Annotated in this window: 11 protein-coding genes; 4 read left to right on the top strand and 7 right to left on the bottom strand. The window is 68.9% G+C overall.

Features of this window, described 5'->3' with window-relative positions; translation table 11 throughout:
- Positions 1 to 71: 71 nt before the first annotated feature.
- Together C5O79_RS31230 and C5O79_RS31225 are read right to left on the bottom strand one after the other, a co-directional pair.
- Positions 72 to 1,565, bottom strand: coding sequence for an FAD-linked oxidase C-terminal domain-containing protein (locus C5O79_RS31230; RefSeq protein ID WP_046544977.1), 1,494 nt, complete (start codon positions 1,563 to 1,565; stop codon positions 72 to 74).
- Positions 1,566 to 1,606: 41 nt separating this feature from the next.
- A complete protein-coding gene (locus tag C5O79_RS31225) occupies positions 1,607 to 3,016 on the bottom strand; it encodes an FAD-linked oxidase C-terminal domain-containing protein (protein WP_122474498.1) in 1,410 nt (469 codons plus the stop codon).
- A gap of 172 nt (positions 3,017 to 3,188) precedes the next feature.
- On the opposite strand from C5O79_RS31225, the gene C5O79_RS31220 reads away from it, so the two are divergent.
- Both C5O79_RS31220 and hmpA read left to right on the top strand, forming a co-directional pair.
- Positions 3,189 to 3,740, top strand: coding sequence for a cob(I)yrinic acid a,c-diamide adenosyltransferase (locus tag C5O79_RS31220; protein WP_039361370.1), 552 nt, complete (start codon positions 3,189 to 3,191; stop codon positions 3,738 to 3,740).
- A 92-nt stretch (positions 3,741 to 3,832) separates the two neighbouring features.
- Entirely contained in the window at positions 3,833 to 5,041 is a 1,209-nt protein-coding gene (gene hmpA / locus C5O79_RS31215) for an NO-inducible flavohemoprotein (RefSeq protein ID WP_122473582.1), read from the top strand.
- A gap of 79 nt (positions 5,042 to 5,120) precedes the next feature.
- Here hmpA and aroG read toward each other — a convergent pair whose 3' ends face one another.
- Positions 5,121 to 6,194, bottom strand: a complete 1,074-nt coding sequence (gene aroG / locus C5O79_RS31210; protein WP_046544980.1) for a 3-deoxy-7-phosphoheptulonate synthase AroG — start codon at positions 6,192 to 6,194, stop codon at positions 5,121 to 5,123.
- Between aroG and C5O79_RS38270 the strand changes: the two genes are divergently transcribed.
- Positions 6,193 to 6,492: a hypothetical protein gene (locus tag C5O79_RS38270; protein WP_163008949.1), complete on the top strand. Its 300-nt coding sequence runs from the start codon at positions 6,193 to 6,195 to the stop codon at positions 6,490 to 6,492. The two genes, aroG and C5O79_RS38270, sit on opposite strands and share 2 nt — an antisense overlap.
- 110 nt (positions 6,493 to 6,602) lie before the next feature.
- On the opposite strand, the gene tldD is transcribed toward C5O79_RS38270, so the two are convergent.
- From tldD to C5O79_RS31195, 3 genes are all read right to left on the bottom strand, one after another.
- Complete coding sequence (gene tldD, locus C5O79_RS31205; protein ID WP_046544981.1) at positions 6,603 to 8,069, bottom strand: metalloprotease TldD; 1,467 nt, start codon at positions 8,067 to 8,069, stop codon at positions 6,603 to 6,605.
- An 85-nt stretch (positions 8,070 to 8,154) separates the two neighbouring features.
- Positions 8,155 to 8,982, bottom strand: a complete 828-nt coding sequence (locus tag C5O79_RS31200; protein WP_046544982.1) for a carbon-nitrogen hydrolase family protein — start codon at positions 8,980 to 8,982, stop codon at positions 8,155 to 8,157.
- A 63-nt stretch (positions 8,983 to 9,045) separates the two neighbouring features.
- On the bottom strand, positions 9,046 to 13,245 hold the full coding sequence (locus C5O79_RS31195; protein WP_124473165.1) for an AsmA-like C-terminal region-containing protein: 4,200 nt from the start codon (positions 13,243 to 13,245) through the stop codon (positions 9,046 to 9,048).
- Positions 13,246 to 13,472: 227 nt separating this feature from the next.
- Between C5O79_RS31195 and glnE the strand changes: the two genes are divergently transcribed.
- The gene (gene glnE / locus C5O79_RS31190; protein ID WP_131932026.1) at positions 13,473 to 16,274 is read left to right on the top strand and encodes a bifunctional [glutamate--ammonia ligase]-adenylyl-L-tyrosine phosphorylase/[glutamate--ammonia-ligase] adenylyltransferase; all 2,802 of its coding nucleotides are present in this window, start codon (positions 13,473 to 13,475) and stop codon (positions 16,272 to 16,274) included.
- A gap of 119 nt (positions 16,275 to 16,393) precedes the next feature.
- Here the strand turns inward: glnE and recN are convergent, their stop codons facing one another.
- Complete coding sequence (gene recN, locus C5O79_RS31185; RefSeq protein ID WP_122473585.1) at positions 16,394 to 18,043, bottom strand: DNA repair protein RecN; 1,650 nt, start codon at positions 18,041 to 18,043, stop codon at positions 16,394 to 16,396.
- Positions 18,044 to 18,045: the final 2 nt, after the last annotated feature.

Raw genomic sequence — 18,045 nt, 5'->3', positions numbered from 1 at the left:
AGCGGGGCACACGGGCGCGGTCCGCCGCCGCGACCCGGCCGCCGGCACGGGCCGCGCACCGCGCGCGATGCTCAGAAGCGCGGCAGGTCGGGGTGCGGCAGCAGCCCGCCGCGCACGTGCTGGCGACCGTACTCGGCGCAACGCGCGCGGGTCGGGATGCCCTTGTCCGGGTTCAGCAGCCCCGCCGGATCGAACGCGCGCTTGACCGCGAAGAACGCATCGCGCTCCTGCGGCGAGAACTGTACGCACATCGAATTGAGCTTCTCGATGCCGACACCGTGCTCGCCCGTCACGCTGCCGCCGAATTCCACGCAGCATTCGAGGATTTCCGCGCCGAACTGCTCGGCGCGGTGCAGTTCGTCCGGATCGTTCGCGTTGTACAGGATCAGCGGATGCATGTTGCCGTCGCCCGCATGGAACACGTTGATGCAACGCAGCCCGTAGCGCGTCTCGAGCTGTTCGATGCGCGCAAGCAGCGGGCCGATCGCGCGGCGCGGCACGGTGCCGTCCATGCAGTAATAGTCGGCGGAAATGCGGCCGGCGGCCGGGAACGCGTTCTTGCGGCCCGACCAGTAGCGCAGTCGCTCCTGTTCGTTTCGCGACACCTGGATGCGCGTCGCGCCATGCTCGCGCAGCACGGCCGTCATCCGCACGATTTCCTCGGCGACTTCTTCCGGCGTGCCGTCCGATTCGCACAGCAGGATCGCCTTCGCGTCGAGGTCGTAGCCGGCGTGCGTAAACGCCTCGACGGCTTGCGTGGCCGGCTTGTCCATCATCTCGAGCCCGGCCGGGATGATGCCCGACGCGATGATCGCCGCAACCGCCTCGCCGCCCTTGACCACGTCGTCGAAGCTCGCCATCACGAGCTGGGCCGTTTGCGGCTTAGGGATCAGCTTCACCGTGACCTCGGTGACGATCGCGAACATCCCTTCGCTGCCGATCATCACGGCGAGCAGGTCGAGGCCCGGCATGTCGAGCGCGAGCGAGCCGAATTCGACGATCTCGCCGTCGATCGTCACGGCGCGTACGCGCATCACGTTGTGCACGGTCAGCCCGTATTTCAGGCAGTGGACGCCGCCGGAATTTTCCGCGACGTTGCCGCCGATCGTGCACGCGATCTGCGACGACGGATCGGGCGCGTAATACAGGCCGTACGGCGCCGCGGCTTCCGAGATCGCGAGGTTGCGCACGCCGGGCTGCACGGTCGCCGTGCGCGCGTAGGGATCGACTTCGACGATGCGCGTGAAGCGCGCCAGCGACAGCACGACGCCGAGCGCGATCGGCAACGCGCCGCCCGACAGGCTCGTGCCCGCGCCGCGCGGCACGATCGGCACCTCCATGCGGCGGCAGATCTGCACGATCCGCTGCACCTGCGATTCCGTTTCGGGCAGCGCGACCGCGAGCGGCAGGCGGCGGTACGCCGACAGGCCGTCGCATTCGTACGGCGCCGTGTCTTCGTCGCGGTACAGCAGGCAGTGCGTCGGCAGCACGGCCATCAGCGCCTGCACGACTTCGCGCTGACGCTGCGCGCGTGCCGCGCTCGACAGTTCGACGGGAGCGTTCATGGGGTCTCCTGCAGCAGGCGGCGCGGCGTCGCGCCGCCGTGTCAGCACGTGAAAATCTTGCCCGGATTCATCAGGTTGCGCGGATCGAGCGCGAGCTTGATCGCACGCATCGTATCGATCGCGTTGTCGCCGTGCTCCTTCGGCAGGAAGCGCATCTTGTGCAGCCCGACGCCGTGCTCGCCCGTACAGGTGCCGCCGAGGCGCAGCGCGCGCTCGACGATCCGGTCGTTGATGTGCTCGGCTTCGGCGATTTCCTCGGGCTTGTCGGGGTCGATCAGGATCGCGACGTGGAAATTGCCGTCGCCGACGTGGCCGACGATCGGGCAGGGCAGCGACGACGCGCGCAGGTCGACCTCGGTTTCCTCGACGCACGCGGCGAGTTGCGAGATCGGCACGCACACGTCGGTCGTCACCGCGCGGCAGCCGGGTTTCAACTGCAGCATCGCGAAATACGCGTTGTGGCGGGCGGCCCAGAGCCGGCTGCGGTCCTCGGGGCGGGTGGCCCATTCGAAGCCCTGGCCGTTGTTCTGGCCGGCGAGTGCCTGTACGAGCTCGGCCTGTTCCTTCACGCCGGCCTCGGTGCCGTGGAATTCGAAGAACAGCGTCGGCGCTTCGGCCAGTGTCAGGTTCGAATGGCGGTTGATCGAGCGTACCGCGAGCGCATCGACGAATTCGACACGCGCGATCGGCACGCCGATCTGGATCGTCTCGATCACGGTGCGCACCGCGTCGCCCATCGACGGGAACGTGCAGATCGCGGCCGATACGGCTTCGGGCAGCGGATGCAGGCGCAGCGTGATCTCGGTGATCACGCCGAGCGTGCCTTCGGAGCCGACGAACAGGCGCGTGAGGTCGTAGCCGGCCGACGACTTGCGGGCGCGCGAGCCGGTTTTCACCACGCGGCCGTCGGCGAGCACGGCGGTCAGGCCGAGCACGTTCTCGCGCATCGTGCCGTAGCGCACGGCGTTGGTGCCCGACGCGCGCGTCGCGGTCATCCCGCCGATGCTCGCGTCGGCGCCCGGGTCGATCGGGAAGAACAGGCCGGTGTCGCGCAATGCTTCGTTGAGCGCCTTGCGCGTGATGCCCGGCTCGACCGTCACGGTCAGGTCTTCGGGGTTGATCGACAGCACGCGGTTCATTTCCGACAGGTCGAGCGAGACGCCGCCGCGCACCGCGAGCAGGTGGCCTTCGAGCGACGAGCCGGCGCCGTACGGGATCAGCGGGACGCTGTACAGCGAGCACAGCGACACGACTTCGCGCACGTCGTCCGCGCTGTGCGCGAACACGACGGCGTCGGGCAGTTGCGGGTCGAACGGCGATTCGTCGCGGCCATGGTGGGCGCGGACGGCGTCGGCAGTCGACACGCGCTCGCCGAAGGCGGCGCGCAGCGCATCGAGCATGGCGGGGGGAAGGGGGCGGCGCGTGGCGGCCGGCTGGGCAGGGTGATTCACGTACGTCTCCTTGTCGATCCGGGTGAGCGCGTTGGCGCAGGCCCGGCTCCCGTGCTGCAGGGTTTCGGCCCATTCTACGCTGAACGCCCGCTGCGCCCGCCACCACGGGCTGCGATAATCGCGTTCGAACGCAACCGGGCCGCCTTGCGGCCGCGCACGAGAGGACATTCGCATGGGCAACCGCTTGAGCAAGATCGCCACGCGCACGGGCGACGATGGCACCACCGGCCTCGGCGACGGCCGGCGCATCGGCAAGGACGACACGCGGATCGCCGCGATCGGCGACGTCGACGAACTGAACTCGAACCTCGGCGTGCTGCTCGCCGAAACGCTGCCGGACGAGATCCGCACGGCGCTCGTGACGATCCAGCATGACCTGTTCGATCTCGGCGGCGAATTGTGCATTCCCGGCCATACCGTGCTCGACGACACGCATCTCGCGCGTCTCGACCGCTGGCTTGCCGATTACAACGCGACGCTGCCGCCGCTGAAGGAATTCATCCTGCCGGCGGGCTCGCGCGCGGCGTCGCTCGCGCACGTGTGCCGAACCGTGTGCCGCCGCGCGGAGCGTTCGATCGTCGCGCTCGGGCGCACCGAGACACTCAACGATGCGCCGCGGCGCTACGTGAACCGGCTGTCGGACCTGCTGTTCGTGCTGGCGCGCGTGCTGAACCGCACGGATGGCGGATCGGACGTGCTGTGGGAGCGCGGCCGCGTCCGCTGACGGTTTGCCCCTTTGACGCACTGCGACAATTTGCCCGGGGGACATGGATTTTTAAAGATGTATTGTGTGCGCATGTTTAACGGAGAACGAACATGACCCACATCACCGCTGACCAGATGGCTCGCGTGAAGGCCACTGCCCCTGTCCTCGCCGTGCACGGCGCGACGATCACGAAGCACTTCTACCAGCGCATGTTCGCGCGCCATCCGGAACTGAAGAACCTGTTCAACCAGACGCACCAGAAGACGGGCAGCCAGCCGGAAACGCTCGCGAAGGCCGTCTACGCGTATGCGGCGAACATCGACAACCTCGGCGCGCTGGGCGGCGCCGTGACCAAGATCGCGCACAAGCATGCGAGCCTGAACATCCGCCCCGAGCATTACCCGATCGTCGGCGAGAACCTGCTTGCGTCGATCGTCGAGGTGCTGGGCGACGCGGTCGATGCCGAAACCCTCGAGGCGTGGCGCGTCGCGTACGGCCAGCTCGCGCAGATCCTGATCGGCGTCGAGGCCGACCTGTACGCGGGCGCCGCGTGGAGCGGGTTCCGTCCGTTCAAGGTCGAGCGCAAGGTGCGCGAAAGCGACGAGATCACGTCGTTCTACCTGACACCGGCCGACGGCGGCGCGGCGCCGACGTTCGAGCCCGGCCAGTACATCACGGTGAAGCGCTTCGTCGGTGACCTGGGCGTCGACCAGCCACGCCAGTACAGCCTGTCCGACGCGCCGCACCGCAAGTGGCTGCGCATCTCGGTGAAGCGTGAAGCCGGCAAGCCGGAAGTCATTCCGGCCGGCAAGGTGTCGACGCTGATGCACGACGGCGTGGAAGAGGGCGCGATCGTCGAAGTGACCGCGCCGATGGGCGAATTCTCGCTGAAGCGTGGCGTCGAGACGCCCGTGGTGCTGATTTCCGGCGGCGTCGGCATCACGCCGATGATGTCGATGGCGTCGACGTTGATCGCCGAGGGCAGCCAGCGCGACGTGCGGTTCGTTCATGCTTGCCGCTCGGGCGCGGTGCACGCGTTCCGCGACTGGCTGAACGATACGGTGCGCGAGCATGCGAACGTCAAGCGCTCGGTGTTGTACGAGGTGGTCGGCCCGCATGATCGCGTCGGCATCGACCACGACCAGGAAGGGCGCCTCACGCCGGAACGCGTGCAGCAATATGCGCTGGTGCCGGACGCCGACTACTACATCTGTGGCCCGATCGGGTTCATGAAGGCGCAGCGTGACGCGCTCGTCGCGCTCGGCGTCGCGCCGGAACGCGTGAACACCGAAATCTTCGGCTCGGGCGCGCTCGAGTGATGCACGGGCGGAAGGGCTTCGGCCAATGAAAGAAGAGCCCGGCGTGAGCCGGGCTTTTTTGCTCTGGCAGGTGAGGCGATCAGTTGCCGCTGCCGCGCGTGACACGGCGGGCCTTCACCGATTCCGCGAGGCCTTCGAGCACCTTCACGCTGTCGTCCCACGCGATGCACGCGTCGGTGATGCTCTGGCCGTAGGTCAGCTCGCAGCCTTCCTTCAGGTCCTGGCGCCCCTCGACGAGATGCGATTCGATCATCACGCCGACGATGCGGGCGTCGCCGGCCGCGATCTGGCGGCCGATGTCGGCGCAGACGGGGATCTGGTTCTCGTGCTTCTTCGAGCTGTTCGCGTGGCTCGCATCGATCATCAGGCGCGCGGCGAGGCCGGCCTTGCCGATGTCCGCGCACGCGGCGTTCACGCTGTCCGCGTCGTAGTTCGGTGCCTTGCCGCCGCGCAGGATCACGTGGCAGTCCTCGTTGCCCGCCGTCGACACGATCGCCGAATGGCCGCCCTTCGTCACCGACAGGAAATGGTGCGGCTGCGAGGCGGCCTTGATCGCGTCGACCGCGATCTTCACGTTGCCGTCGGTGCCGTTCTTGAAGCCGACCGGGCACGACAGCCCCGACGCGAGTTCGCGGTGCACCTGCGATTCCGTCGTGCGCGCGCCGATCGCGCCCCACGAGATCAGGTCGGCGATGTATTGCGGGCTGATCATGTCGAGGTATTCGGTCGCGGCCGGCAGACCCATCTCGTTGATCTGCAGCAGCAGCTCGCGCGCGGTGCGCAGCCCTTCGTTGATCTTGAAGCTGTTGTCGAGGTGCGGATCGTTGATGAGGCCCTTCCAGCCGACCGTCGTGCGCGGCTTCTCGAAGTACACGCGCATCACGATTTCCAGTTCGCCCTTGAAGCGCTCGCGCTCCTTCACCAGCCGGCCCGCGTATTCGATCGCCGCCTTCGTGTCATGGATCGAGCACGGCCCGACCACGACGATCAGCCGGTCGTCCATCCCGTGCAGGATGCGGTGCATCGACTGGCGCGAGTTGTAGATCAACTCGGACGCGGCTTCGGAGCACGCGAATTCGCGGATCAGGTGGGCGGGCGGCGTCAGTTCCTTGAGTTCGCGAATGCGGACGTCGTCGGTGTTATGCGGGGGCATGCTGTTTCTCCTTGGTTCCGGGCGCGGTTCGGTCAGTGCGAGTGCGAGTGCGCGTGCGGCAGATTCATCAATTCAAGCAATTCAGTGGTTTCGGTCGGAGCCGCGGGACCGCTGCGGCTCCGACCGGGTGGCGAAGGGCGAAAAAAAACCGCCGGGTTCGCCGGCGGTTTTTTCGGGAATTTCGGTTGCGCTTTACGCGCTATCAACCCTCTCGATCCGCCAGCGGTCTGAGATGCCAAAAAAAGTAAAAATAAAACTTGGCGGACATGACGGAGATTCGGTTCGTCAAAAAAGTTGATTCGGAATTTATACCCCGTCGCCGTGCGGCTGGCAACCGGGAAACGTCAAAAATGCGGACATTCCGCGCATTTTGAAGAAAACGCGCGGAATGTCTGCGCCGCGATGCGGTTATGCCGTACCGCCGACCGTCATCCTGTCGATCCGCAGGGTCGGCTGGCCGACGCCGACCGGCACGCTCTGGCCTTCCTTGCCGCACACGCCGACGCCCGAGTCGAGCGACATGTCGTTGCCGATCATGCTCACGTCCTTCAGCGATTCGGGGCCGCTGCCGATCAGCGTCGCGCCTTTCACCGGGTAGGTGACCTTGCCGTTCTCGATCATGTACGCCTCGGACGCCGAGAACACGAACTTGCCGTTCGTGATGTCGACCTGGCCGCCGCCGAAGTTCACCGCGTACAGGCCGTTCTTCACCGATGCGATGATTTCCTGCGGATCCTTGTCGCCGTTCAGCATGTACGTGTTGGTCATGCGCGGCATCGGCAGCGCCGCGTACGACTCGCGGCGCGCGTTGCCCGTGACCGGCATCTTCATCAGGCGCGCGTTCAGCGTGTCCTGGATGTAGCCCTTCAGGATGCCGTCCTCGATCAGCGTCGTGCACTGCGTCGGGTTGCCTTCGTCGTCGATGTTCAGCGAGCCGCGGCGGTTCGGCAGCGTGCCGTCGTCGACGACGGTCACACCCTTCGCGGCGACGCGTTCGCCGATCCGGCCCGCGAATGCCGACGAACCCTTGCGGTTGAAATCGCCCTCGAGGCCGTGGCCGATCGCTTCGTGCAGCAGCACGCCCGGCCAGCCCGGCCCGAGCACGACCGTCATCGCGCCGGCCGGCGCGGGGCGGGCGTCGAGGTTCACGAGCGCCGCATGCACGGCGTCGTCGACGTAGCGCGACAGCACGTCGTCGGTGAAGTAGCCGTAGTCGAAGCGGCCGCCGCCGCCGCCGGAGCCGATCTCGCGGCGGCCGTTCTGCTCGGCGATCACCGTGACCGACACGCGCACGAGCGGGCGGATGTCGGCCGCGAGCGCGCCGTCGCTGCGCGCGACCAGCACGACATCGTATTCGCCGGCGAGGCCTGCCATCACCTGCGTGATGCGCGGGTCGCGGCCGCGTGCCATCTGCTCGATGCGCTCGAGCAGCTTGACCTTGGCCGTCGCGTCGAGCGACGCGAGCGGATCGGACGGCAGGTACAGGTCGCGGCCCGAGATGCCCTTCAGCGACGATGCCGCCTTGATCTTCTGGCGGCCGCCGCCGGCGGCCGCGATTGCCTTGGTGGCCGCAGCGGCTTGCGCGATGGCTTCCGGCGACAGGTCGTCGGAATACGCGAACGCGGTGCGGTCGCCCGCGACCGCGCGCACGCCGACGCCCTGGTCGATGCTGAAGCTGCCCGATTTGACGATGCCTTCCTCGAGGCTCCACGCTTCGCTGCGGGTTGCCTGGAAGTACAGGTCTGCGTAGTCGACGCGATGCGTGAAGATGTCGGCGATCGTGCGCGTGAGCAGGCTTTCGTCGAGGCCGTACGGCGTGAGCAGGATGTCCTTCGCCAGCGCGAGGTTGCGGATGCCGGGTTCGATGATGTTCATGCGGATATCGGGGTTTCTCAAAAAGTTGTCGGGTGCTTCTGGGCAGATGGGTTGGCCGCGCGGCGTTTCAAGCGGCGCGGCGGATTCAGGTCAGCACGCGGTGCCGCCACGCGGGCAGGCTCTGGCGCACGTCGGCGATGCGCTGCGGATCGATCGCGCCGAGCACGACGCTGGCACCGACGTCACGGACCGCGACGATCTCGCCCCACGGGTCGATCAGCATGCTGTGGCCCCAGGTGCGCCGGCCGTTCTCGTGCTTGCCGCCTTGCGCGGCCGCGAGCACGTAGCACTGGTTCTCGACGGCCCGCGCGCGCAGCAGCGTTTCCCAGTGCGCACGGCCCGTCGTATACGTAAACGCCGACGGTACGACGATCAGCGCGCAGTCGCCCATCCTGCGATACAGCTCCGGAAAGCGGAGATCGTAACAGACCGACAGGCCGACCCGCCCGAACGGCGCGTCGAATGCGACGACCGTATCGCCCGCGCGGATCGTGCGCGCCTCGTCGAACGATTCGTCGCCTTTCTCGAAGTTGAACAGATGGATCTTGTCGTAGCGCGCGGCTTCGTTGCCGGACGGATCGAACACGAGCGTCGTGTTGAGCACGCGATCGGGCTCCGGCGCCTTCAACGGCAGCGTGCCGCCGATCACCCAGATCCCGTGGCGACGCGCGGCGTCCGCGAGGAAGTGCTGGATCGGGCCGTCCTGGTAGGGTTCGGCGAGCGCGAGCTTGTCGGTGTCGCGGTGGCCCATGAAGCAGAAATACTCGGGCAGCAGCACGAGCTGCGCGCCTTCACCGGCGGCTTCCGCGATCAGGCGGCGGGCTTCGGCGAGATTGCGCGCGACGTCCGGCGTGCTCACCATCTGCAGCGCGGCGACCTGGAAGGGCGTGGCGGAACGGGTGTGGTCGGTCATCGCAGGATCGGTTGCGTCATAAATGGGGTGCGGCCCGGCACCGTGTGTGATTCGACGCGCGGCTCAATGATTCGCCGCATCGGCCGGACCGTGATTCATCTTACCCTGATCGCCCCGCACCCGCTCGATGTGCGGGTGCGCCCACGAGCCGGTGATCGCGTAGTCGAGCGCGAACGCGCGCGACAGCGTTTCCGACAGCGCGTAGTTCGCGGCCAGCACGCCGACGCCGAGCAGCGGGTTGATGATGGCAGCCCCGATCGCGGCGGCGCCCGCGCTGATCTTCGGTGCGACGTGCGCATGGAGGTCCTGCGTCTCGGCGCCGAGATCGACCGCGCCGCGCACGGCGACGTTCGCGGGCCCCGTCATCATCGAAAAGTCGTCGGTGCGGGCGATTCCGTTCGAGATCTGGCCGGTGCCGGTGATCTTGTCGAACGGCAGCCCCTTGCCGATCACGTCGCGGAAATTCAGCGTCAGGAAGCGCGCAAGGCTCTGCAGGCTCAGCACGCCGAGCAGCTTCGCCGCACCCGGGTCGACCTTCAGGATCTGGCCGTGTTCGAGATCGATCGCGATCTGGCCGCCGAGCGACGGGAAGTCGAGCGCGGTCGGGCCGCCGCGCCAGCCGACCTTGCCGGTCACCGCGCCATGGCCGCCCGCCAGCGTGCGCGGCAGGCCGACGCGGTCGAGCAGTGCACCCGCGTTGCCGATGTCGAGCTTGAAGTCGAACACGGTACGGCGCGGTGCGTCGCTCTCGTCGGCGCCGCGGGCGAGCGCGCGGCGCGACGTGCGCCAGTTGCCGGTCGCCGTCAGCTTCGCGTCCGGGTTCGACAGCTCCAGCTTGTCGAGCTGCCAGACCGGCGTGCCGGCTTCATCGATATTGCGCGCGTTGACGACGAGGCGGCCGATGTCGTGGTTGCGCGCGACGACCTGGTCGACGATCAGGTCGATCGACGGCATCGGGCGGTCGGTCGGTGTCGGCAGGTTCATCGCGCGGCCGACGAGATCGTGCTGCGCGCTGTCGGGCACCACGAGCTTCGCGAGCCGCGCGTTCAGCACGCCCGCGCCGTTGTGGCCGCCGCCCGGCGCCCACGACAGGTAGCCAGACACCTGGTTCGACGCGATGTTCGCCTGCCACAGCTCGTCGACGTGCGACGCGCCGATGATCACGTTTTCCCAGTTGCGCTTGAGCAGCTTCAGCGTGCCGAAGTGGAGTGCGAAACGCTTCGGCGCGAAGCTTGCGAAATCGACCCGCGGCGCGGCCTGCGGCTCCGGCGCGCGCGGCGTGTCGGGCTTCAGCGTATGGGCAAGCGCGAGCCAGGCGTCGGCGTCCAGCTCGTTGACGTCGACGGCCGCGCTCACGCCGTCCTGCGGCATGTCGGGCATCCGGTGGATGCCCATCGCGCCGCGCACCGCGCGCAGCGGCTGGCCGCGCGTCGCGTCGAGCAGGTAGGTGGCCGACACGGGGCCGAGTGTCAGGTCCGCGTGTTCGAGGCGCTTGCCGTCGGTTTGCGGCGCCGGCTGCAGCGTGAAGCTGAACGGCATCGGCGTGCCGGCCGCCTTCGCGAACGGCGCGGGGAAATTCAGCGCGACGCCGGTCAGGTCGGAGTGCGCGCTGATGTCGGGCAAGCGGCCCGGTGCGCCGCGCACGGCGACCTTGTACGGTGCGTCGCCGACCACGTGCTCGAGCAGTGCGGCGGCCGGGCCGTGCAGGTTCAGGCCGCGTGCGGCGTCGAGCGCGAGCCGGCCGTCGACGTCTACCGTGTACGGGCCGTGCGACTGGAAGTTGCCGTTCGCGCGCACCGGGCCGCCGAGGAAGCGTCCCGACAGGTCGTGCAGCGATGCGCCGGCCTCGGTGAACCGGACACTGCCGCGCAGTGCCGACAGCGGCGGCACGCCATTGGTCGTCAGCGTGTTGCCGCCGAATGCGAGTGCGCCTTCGACGTGCGTGTGCGGATGCGCGACGTGCTGCGGAATCGTGATCTTGAGCCCGAGCGACGCGGGCCCCTGCGCATCGATCCGCTGGCCGATGTGCCCGCTCATCGTGCCGAGCGAGCTGTTGTCCGCATAGTCGATCAGGTCGGCGAGCGGGCCCTGCGCATGGCCGTCGATGATGAGCGGCGAGTGGGTCGGATTGCCGAGATCGTCGATGCGGCCGGCGACCTTCGTCAGTGCGACGCGCTTGTAGTGTGCGCGGTGGATGTCGAAGCGCAGCTTGTTCTGCGCGAGTTCGAACACGCCGTCGATCCCGTCGAGCGCAGGCCAGACGCTCGGCGTGCCGTTCGCGAGCTTGCGCGGCGGGTACGGCGTCGGTTCGAAGCGGCCGCCGGTGAACGGCGCGACGATGTGGAATACGCCGGCGTCCGGCTCGTGTTCGAACGGGAATTTCTCGAGCGGGCCACGGGCGACGATCGACGCGCCCTTGGTCACCTGGCCGTCCTGCAGCGCGTGGCCGAGATAGTCGCGCAGGTGTTCGGACATGCCGGTCGGCAGGTAGCGGGGGATGCGCGCCACCGACGCGCGGGCGAAATCGGCGCGCAGGTCGAGCGAGCCGCGGCCGTGGCCAGGGTTCGCGTACGAGCCCGACACCGCGATTTCGGCATCGGGGTTCGAGACGAGCAGGTCGGGCAGCGATACGTCGACGCGCGCGTGCTTCTCGCCGGGCGCGGGCGTGATCGTCCATTTGGCATTGCCGCGCAGGCGGTCGAACGTCAGGCGCGGCTCGTCGAATTCGCCGGGCACCGTGACGGCCGCATTGACCGTGTCGAAATGTGCCGAGCCGCCTGTCTCGTTCGCGTCGACGCGGCCCCACAGGTTCTCGACACCCGGCCAGCCGGCGCGCGGGTGGCCGCGGGGCGAGAGCCCGGGCGGCGGCTCCTGCGCCGCGAAGCTGATGCCTTGCAGGTCGCCGAGGAAGCGGTAGCGCACGATCGGCGCGGCGCCCATGCGCCGCTCCTCGTCGGCGAGGTCCGCGTGCGCGGGTTTCGCGCGTTCGACCTCGATGTGATAGTTCGACACCATTCCGCGCGGGTCGATCTTGATCAGCTCGTTGCGCAGGCGTGCCGGCAGCGGCAGCCCGCGAATGAATTCGCTGAGGATGCCGAGATCGACGCGGTCGCCGACGACGCTCAACAACTGCCCCTGGTTCGCGGTCGGCACGCGGTAGCGGGCCGTCAGCGTCGACAGCGCGAGCGAGCGGGCGAGCGGCGTGCCGTCCGGCAGCGGCGGCTGGCCGAGCTCCGCGTTGAAGCGTGTCAGGTGCAGCTTGTAGTCGTGGCCGGCGTCGAGCTGCATGTCCCAGCCGAAGCCGACCGTCGGCACGTCGAGCCGCGGCTGCGTCGGGCGCACGCGCAGCGCGACGTCCGCGCCTTGCAAGTCGCCGCCCGCCGAATGCAGGTGGCCGTCGCTGAAGGTAGCCCAGATCGCGTTGTCGATCCGGCCCGCGTGAATCGTGAGCGGCACGTCGAGGTAGCGCGCCAGCGTCTGCAGGTCGACCGGGCCCGTCGACAGGTACGCGTCGCCCGTCCAGTTCCCCGGCTTGCCGACCGGCGCGAGCGGCTTGTGCTTGAAGCGCGCACGGAAGTCGAGCGGGCCGAGCAGCAGCGTGCCGTTCGCGGGCGCCTGCAGCGCGGCCTTGTGCACGCGGCCGGCATTGAGCACCGCGAGCCGGATGCCCGACAGCACGAGCTCCGGCGCGTCATGCTGCGCGTCGCGCCACCGCAGCGTGCCGCCGCGCAGCACGATCGCCTCCTGGTTCAGCAGCCACGTGCCGAACGTGTCGTTGCCGCCGTGGGTGGTCGCCACGCCGACGCCCGCGATGCTCAGCGAGCCGTCGGCGGCACGCGCGACGACCAGATCGGGCTGGTCGACGATCAGGCTCGACAGCGCGGGCGACAGCCGCAGCAGCGACATCCACGACAGCGCGGCCGTCGCATGCGGCACCGACAGCGCGACCTTGCCGTCACGGCCGCGGATCGTCAGGTTCGTGAGTTCGACACCCGGCTGCATGCCGGACCAGTTCGGGGAAAGCTTCCCGATTGAAAGCTGCGCGTGGAGCTTGTCGGACACCGCGCGTTCGATGCGCGGGCGGAATTCGTCGATGCGGGGCAGCAGGACGTAGCGCAGCCCGAGGAACGCGCCGGACGCGACGAAGTAGGTGCCGATCCCGACTGCCAGCGTCACCCTGAACACGCGACGCAGGACCGGATGATCGTGCTTCGGAGGTCCCGCTTCGGGCGCAGCTACGGCGGATTCCTGACGGTCGGACATGCGGCGGACGGGCGGCGATATGGTAGTTTTGCAGACTGACGTTGAAATGTATCACACGGGTTCGTGCCGGCGGCCGTTGCGGCAGCACGGCACGGGCTTTCCGGCGCGCGGTTTCGCGACGGGCGCAGCCGCCCCGCGACGCCGCGCCGAGTCCATGGAGCCGGTCGGGAGCGGGGCGCGCGTGCGTTTCCCGTGCCGGCCGGCCGTTCCGCCAGGCCCGCTTCTCGATGACCGACGCTTCCGCCCTGATCTGCACGTCCTATTCCCGTTACCTGGCCCGAGCGGCCGGCGCGCGACCCGCGCTCACCGACCAGGTTGCCGCGTGGGCGGCCGCGCCGCTCGGTCGCGCGCAGCTCGACGCGCGCCTGACCGAACTGCTCGCGACGCCGGCCGGCACGGCCGCGCCGACCGACGAGCAACTGAAGCGCGCACTGCGGCAACTGCGCGCGGAGGCATTCGGCGCGGTGGCGGAGCGCGACCTTCGCGGGCTGGCGGACGTCGCCGAGGTGACGGGCGCGATGACCGACCTCGCGGAAGTGGCCGTGCAGCGCTCGCTCGCGCTGCTGTCGGACGAGCTCGAGGCGCAGTACGGCGAGCCGCGCGGCGCCGACGGCCAGCGCGTCGTGCTCGGCGTGGTCGGGATGGGCAAGCTCGGCGGCCGCGAGCTGAACGTGTCGTCGGACATCGACCTGATCTTCGTCTACGAGGACGACGGCGAGACGACCGGCGGCGCGCGTTCGCCGCTGTCCACGCAGGAATACTTCACGCGGCTCGGCCGGCGGCTGATCGGCGTGTTGTCGGAAGTCACGGCCGACGGCTACGTGTTTCGCGTCGACATGCGGCTGCGTCCGAACGGCGATTCGGGGCCGCTCGTCTGCAGCCTCGGCATGCTCGAGGAATATTTCTACGTGCAGGGCCGCGAGTGGGAGCGCTATGCGTGGATCAAGGGGCGGCTCGTGTCGGAAGGCGAAAGCGACGCGGCGCAACGGCTGGAGTCGCAACTCGAGTCGCTCGTCAAGCCGTTCGTATACCGCCGCTACCTCGACTTCGGCGTGATCGGCGCAATCCGCTCGCTGCACCAGCAGATCCGGCAGGAAGCCGCGCGCCGCGCGTCGATGCGGCCCGACAAGGCCGACGACATCAAGCTCGGGCGCGGCGGGATCCGCGAGATCGAATTCAGTGCACAGGTGTTCCAGCTGATCCGCGGCGGCCAGGATGCGGAATTCCGCGTACGGCCGACGCTCGCGGTGCTGCGCCATGCGCAGGCGCGCGGGCTGATCGGCGAGGATGTGCGCGCGCGCCTGACCGATGCCTACAACTTCCTGCGCACGCTCGAGCACCGGCTGCAGTACCGCAACGACGCGCAGACGCACGCGATGCCGGTCGAGCCGGACGAACGCGCGGCGCTGGCCGCGTCGCTGGGCTTTACCGACTATGCGGCGCTGATGACGGTGCTGGACGGCCACCGCACGTTCGTCGAAGCGCAGTTCGACCAGATTTTTGCCGACAAGGCGAGCGGCGCGCCCTGCGCGGCCGGCGACGACACGGCAGCCGCGTGGATCTGGAGCGGCGCGCTGGCCGACGACGGCGAGGACGACGCGCTGGTCGCGCGTCTCGACGGCCTCGGTTTCAAGGATCCGGCCACCGTGCTCGCCCGGCTGCGCGCGATCTGGCAGTCGTCGCGCTACACGGGCCTGCCGGAAAAGAGCCGGCAGCGCTTCGACAGCGTCGCGCAGCGGGCGCTCGACGCCGCGCCGAACATCGACGCCGCGCGCCGCGACGACACGATCGTGCGCCTGTTCGACCTGCTCGAGACGGTCAGCCGGCGCGGCGTCTATCTCGCGCTGCTGACCGAATATCCGGCCGCGCTCGACCGCGTGCTGTCGGTGCTCGGTGCGACGCGCTGGGGCGGCGGCTACCTGATTCGCCATCCGCAGCTGCTCGACGAACTGCTCGACGACGAGGCGATCGCGAGCCCGTTCGACTGGCCCGCGTTCAAGGACGCACTGCGCGCACGACTTGCCGCGGCCGACGGCCCCGAGCAACAGATGGACCTGCTGCGGCACGCCCAGCACGCGGAAGTATTCCGGATCCTGCTGATCGATCTGGCCGGGCAACTGTCGGTCGAGCACGTGAGCGACCGGCTGTCCGAGCTGGCCGACGCGGTGCTCGACGTGACGATCGAAGTCGTCTGGTCGCAGCTCGCGAAGCGCCATCGCGATGTGCCGAAGTTCGCGGTGATCGCGTACGGGAAGCTGGGCGGCAAGGAGCTCGGCTACGCATCGGATCTCGACCTGATCTTCCTGTACGACGACGCCGACGAGCGCTCGGCTGACGTCTACACGACCTTCACGCGGCGCCTGATCACGTGGCTCACCACGGCGACCGGGGCGGGCGCGCTGTTCGACATCGACCTGCGGCTGCGGCCGAACGGCGAGGCCGGGCTGCTCGTCACCGATCTCGACGCGTTCCGCCGCTACCAGCTGCGCGAGGGCGACGCCGCGAATACCGCGTGGGTCTGGGAGCACCAGGCGCTGACGCGTGCCCGCTACAGCGCGGGCGACGCGCAGATCGGCGCGGACTTCGAGGCGATCCGCCAGCAGGTGCTGACGACGCCGCGCGACGGCGGCGTGCTCGCGAAGGAAATCGTCGACATGCGCGGCAAGGTGTTCGCCGGCCACCCGAACCAGACCGAGCTGTTCGACCTGAAGCACGATCGCGGCGGGATGGTCGACATCGAGTTCATCGTCCAGTACTGGGTGCTGCTGCACGCGTCGAGCGATGCCGAGCTGATCCGCAACACGGGCAACATCGCGCTGCTGCGCGAGGTCGCGCGCTTCGGGTTGATGGGCGAGGACGAGGCCGAGCGGGTGGGTGCGGCGTACCGGAAGTACCGGAAGCTGCAGCACAAGCTGCGGCTCGATGGCATGGAAAAGGCGCGGGTCGATCCGGCGGTGGTGGCCGACGAGCGGGCCGCTGTCACGGCGCTGTGGGAGCGCGTGTTCGGGGCGGTTGAAACGGATAGTTGAAACGGCCGTTCGATGCGGTGCGGCAGGGCGGACGCGATTGCGCCACCGGGCCAAAAAAAGACCGGCGCGTCGTGCGCCGGTCTTTTTGCGTTCGATGAACGGATAACGGGTGGCCTGCGTCAGGCGGCCAGCATTTCCTTCGCGTGCTTTCGCGTGGTCGCCGTGATCTCGAGCCCGCCGAGCATCCGTGCGACTTCCTCGATGCGGCTGGCGCGGTCGAGTGCGACGACGGTCGACACCGTACCGCCACGGTCGTCGGCGCCTTTTGCGACCTGGTAGTGGTGATCCCCGCGCGCAGCGACCTGCGGCAGGTGTGTCACGCACAGCACCTGGCGATCGCGCCCGAGCTGGTGCAGCAGGCGGCCGACCACTTCGGCGACGCCGCCGCCGATCCCCGTATCGACTTCGTCGAAGATCAGCGTCGGCGTCGGGCTTGCCGCGCTGGCGATCACCGCGAGCGCGAGGCTGATCCGCGCGAGCTCGCCGCCCGACGCAACCTTCGCGAGCGGCCGCAGTGGCACGCCGGGGTGCCCGGCGACCCGGAATTCGACCTGTTCGAGCCCGTGCGGGCCGCCGTCGGCGAGCGGCACGAGCGCGACTTCGAAGCTCCCGCCCGCCATCGACAGCTCCTGCATGCCGGCCGTGACGGCCGTGCCGAGCGCCTTGGCGGCCTGCGTGCGTGCCTTGGACAGATGCCTGGCGTCGGCGAGATAGGCTTCCCGCGCCTGGGCCTGCACCGCCACGAGCGCACCGAGATCGGCCGCCGCATCGAGTGCGGCGAGCTGCGCGCGGCGTGCCGCGTGTTCTTCGTGCAGCGTGTCGGGCGGCAAGCGGAACTTGCGGGCGGTCGAGTGCAGCGCATCGAGGCGCGATTCGACCTGCGCGAGCCGTTCGGGGTCGAGATCGACGCGCTGCGCATAGTGAGACAGCGAATAGACGGCTTCCTGCAACTGGATCTCGGCCGGTTCGAGCGACGCGAGCGCGTCGCCGAGCGAGGTATCGTAGTCGGCGAGGCTGCGCAGCTTCGACACGATCGCGCCGAGCTGCGCGAGCATCGCGTCGTCGGACTCGGACAGCGCGTTCAGCGCACCGCGCACGCCTTCGATCAGGTTCGCCGAATGCGACAGGCGCTTGTGCTCGTTGCTGACTTCGTCCCATTCGCCGGCTTGCGGCGCGAGCTTGTCGAGTTCGGCGAGCTGCCAGGCGAGCTTTTCGCGTTCGAGCTGCAGCTCGCGCTCGTGCGCTTTGGCTGCCTCGATCGCCTGCGTCGCGTCGCGCCACACGCGCCATGCGCGCGCGACGTTCGCGGCATCGGCGACGAGGCCCGCGTGCGTATCGAATAGCTCGCGTTGCGCGTCGGGCCGCATCAGCAGCTGGTGCGCGTGCTGGCCGTGGATGTCGACGAGCATTTCGCCGAGCTCGCGCAGCTGCGCGAGCGTTGCGCTGGTGCCGTTGATGAACGCGCGCGACCGGCCGTTCGCATCGATCACGCGGCGCAGCATCACGGTGTCCTCGGTGTCGAACGCGTGTTCGTCGAGCCAGCGCGCGACGCGGTCGTGCGGCGTGAATTCGGCGGTGATGTCGGCGCGGCCGCAGCCGGTGCGCACGACGCTCGCGTCGGCACGTTCGCCGAGCGCGAGGGCGAGGGCATCGATCAGGATCGATTTCCCGGCGCCGGTTTCGCCGGAAAAGACGGAAAAGCCGCTGTCGAATTCGAGATCGAGCGCGGCGACGATGACGAAGTCGCGGATCGAGAGGTGGCGGAGCATGG

The sequence above is a fragment of the Burkholderia sp. SRS-25 genome, assembly GCF_004343765.1.
In the GTDB taxonomy this organism is placed as follows: Bacteria; Pseudomonadota; Gammaproteobacteria; order Burkholderiales; family Burkholderiaceae; genus Burkholderia; species Burkholderia contaminans.
This window is presented reverse-complemented; position numbering and strand designations above follow the sequence as displayed.

Coding starts and splice junctions, on each gene's coding strand:
- C5O79_RS31230 (WP_046544977.1), bottom strand. CDS start 1,565: ATGAACGCTCCCGTCGAACTGTCGAGCGCGGCACGCGCGCAGCGTCAG.
- C5O79_RS31220 (WP_039361370.1), top strand. CDS start 3,189: ATGGGCAACCGCTTGAGCAAGATCGCCACGCGCACGGGCGACGATGGC.
- hmpA (WP_122473582.1), top strand. CDS start 3,833: ATGACCCACATCACCGCTGACCAGATGGCTCGCGTGAAGGCCACTGCC.
- C5O79_RS38270 (WP_163008949.1), top strand. CDS start 6,193: ATGCTGTTTCTCCTTGGTTCCGGGCGCGGTTCGGTCAGTGCGAGTGCG.
- aroG (WP_046544980.1), bottom strand. CDS start 6,194: ATGCCCCCGCATAACACCGACGACGTCCGCATTCGCGAACTCAAGGAA.
- tldD (WP_046544981.1), bottom strand. CDS start 8,069: ATGAACATCATCGAACCCGGCATCCGCAACCTCGCGCTGGCGAAGGAC.
- C5O79_RS31200 (WP_046544982.1), bottom strand. CDS start 8,982: ATGACCGACCACACCCGTTCCGCCACGCCCTTCCAGGTCGCCGCGCTG.
- C5O79_RS31195 (WP_124473165.1), bottom strand. CDS start 13,245: ATGTCCGACCGTCAGGAATCCGCCGTAGCTGCGCCCGAAGCGGGACCT.
- glnE (WP_131932026.1), top strand. CDS start 13,473: ATGACCGACGCTTCCGCCCTGATCTGCACGTCCTATTCCCGTTACCTG.
- recN (WP_122473585.1), bottom strand. CDS start 18,043: ATGCTCCGCCACCTCTCGATCCGCGACTTCGTCATCGTCGCCGCGCTC.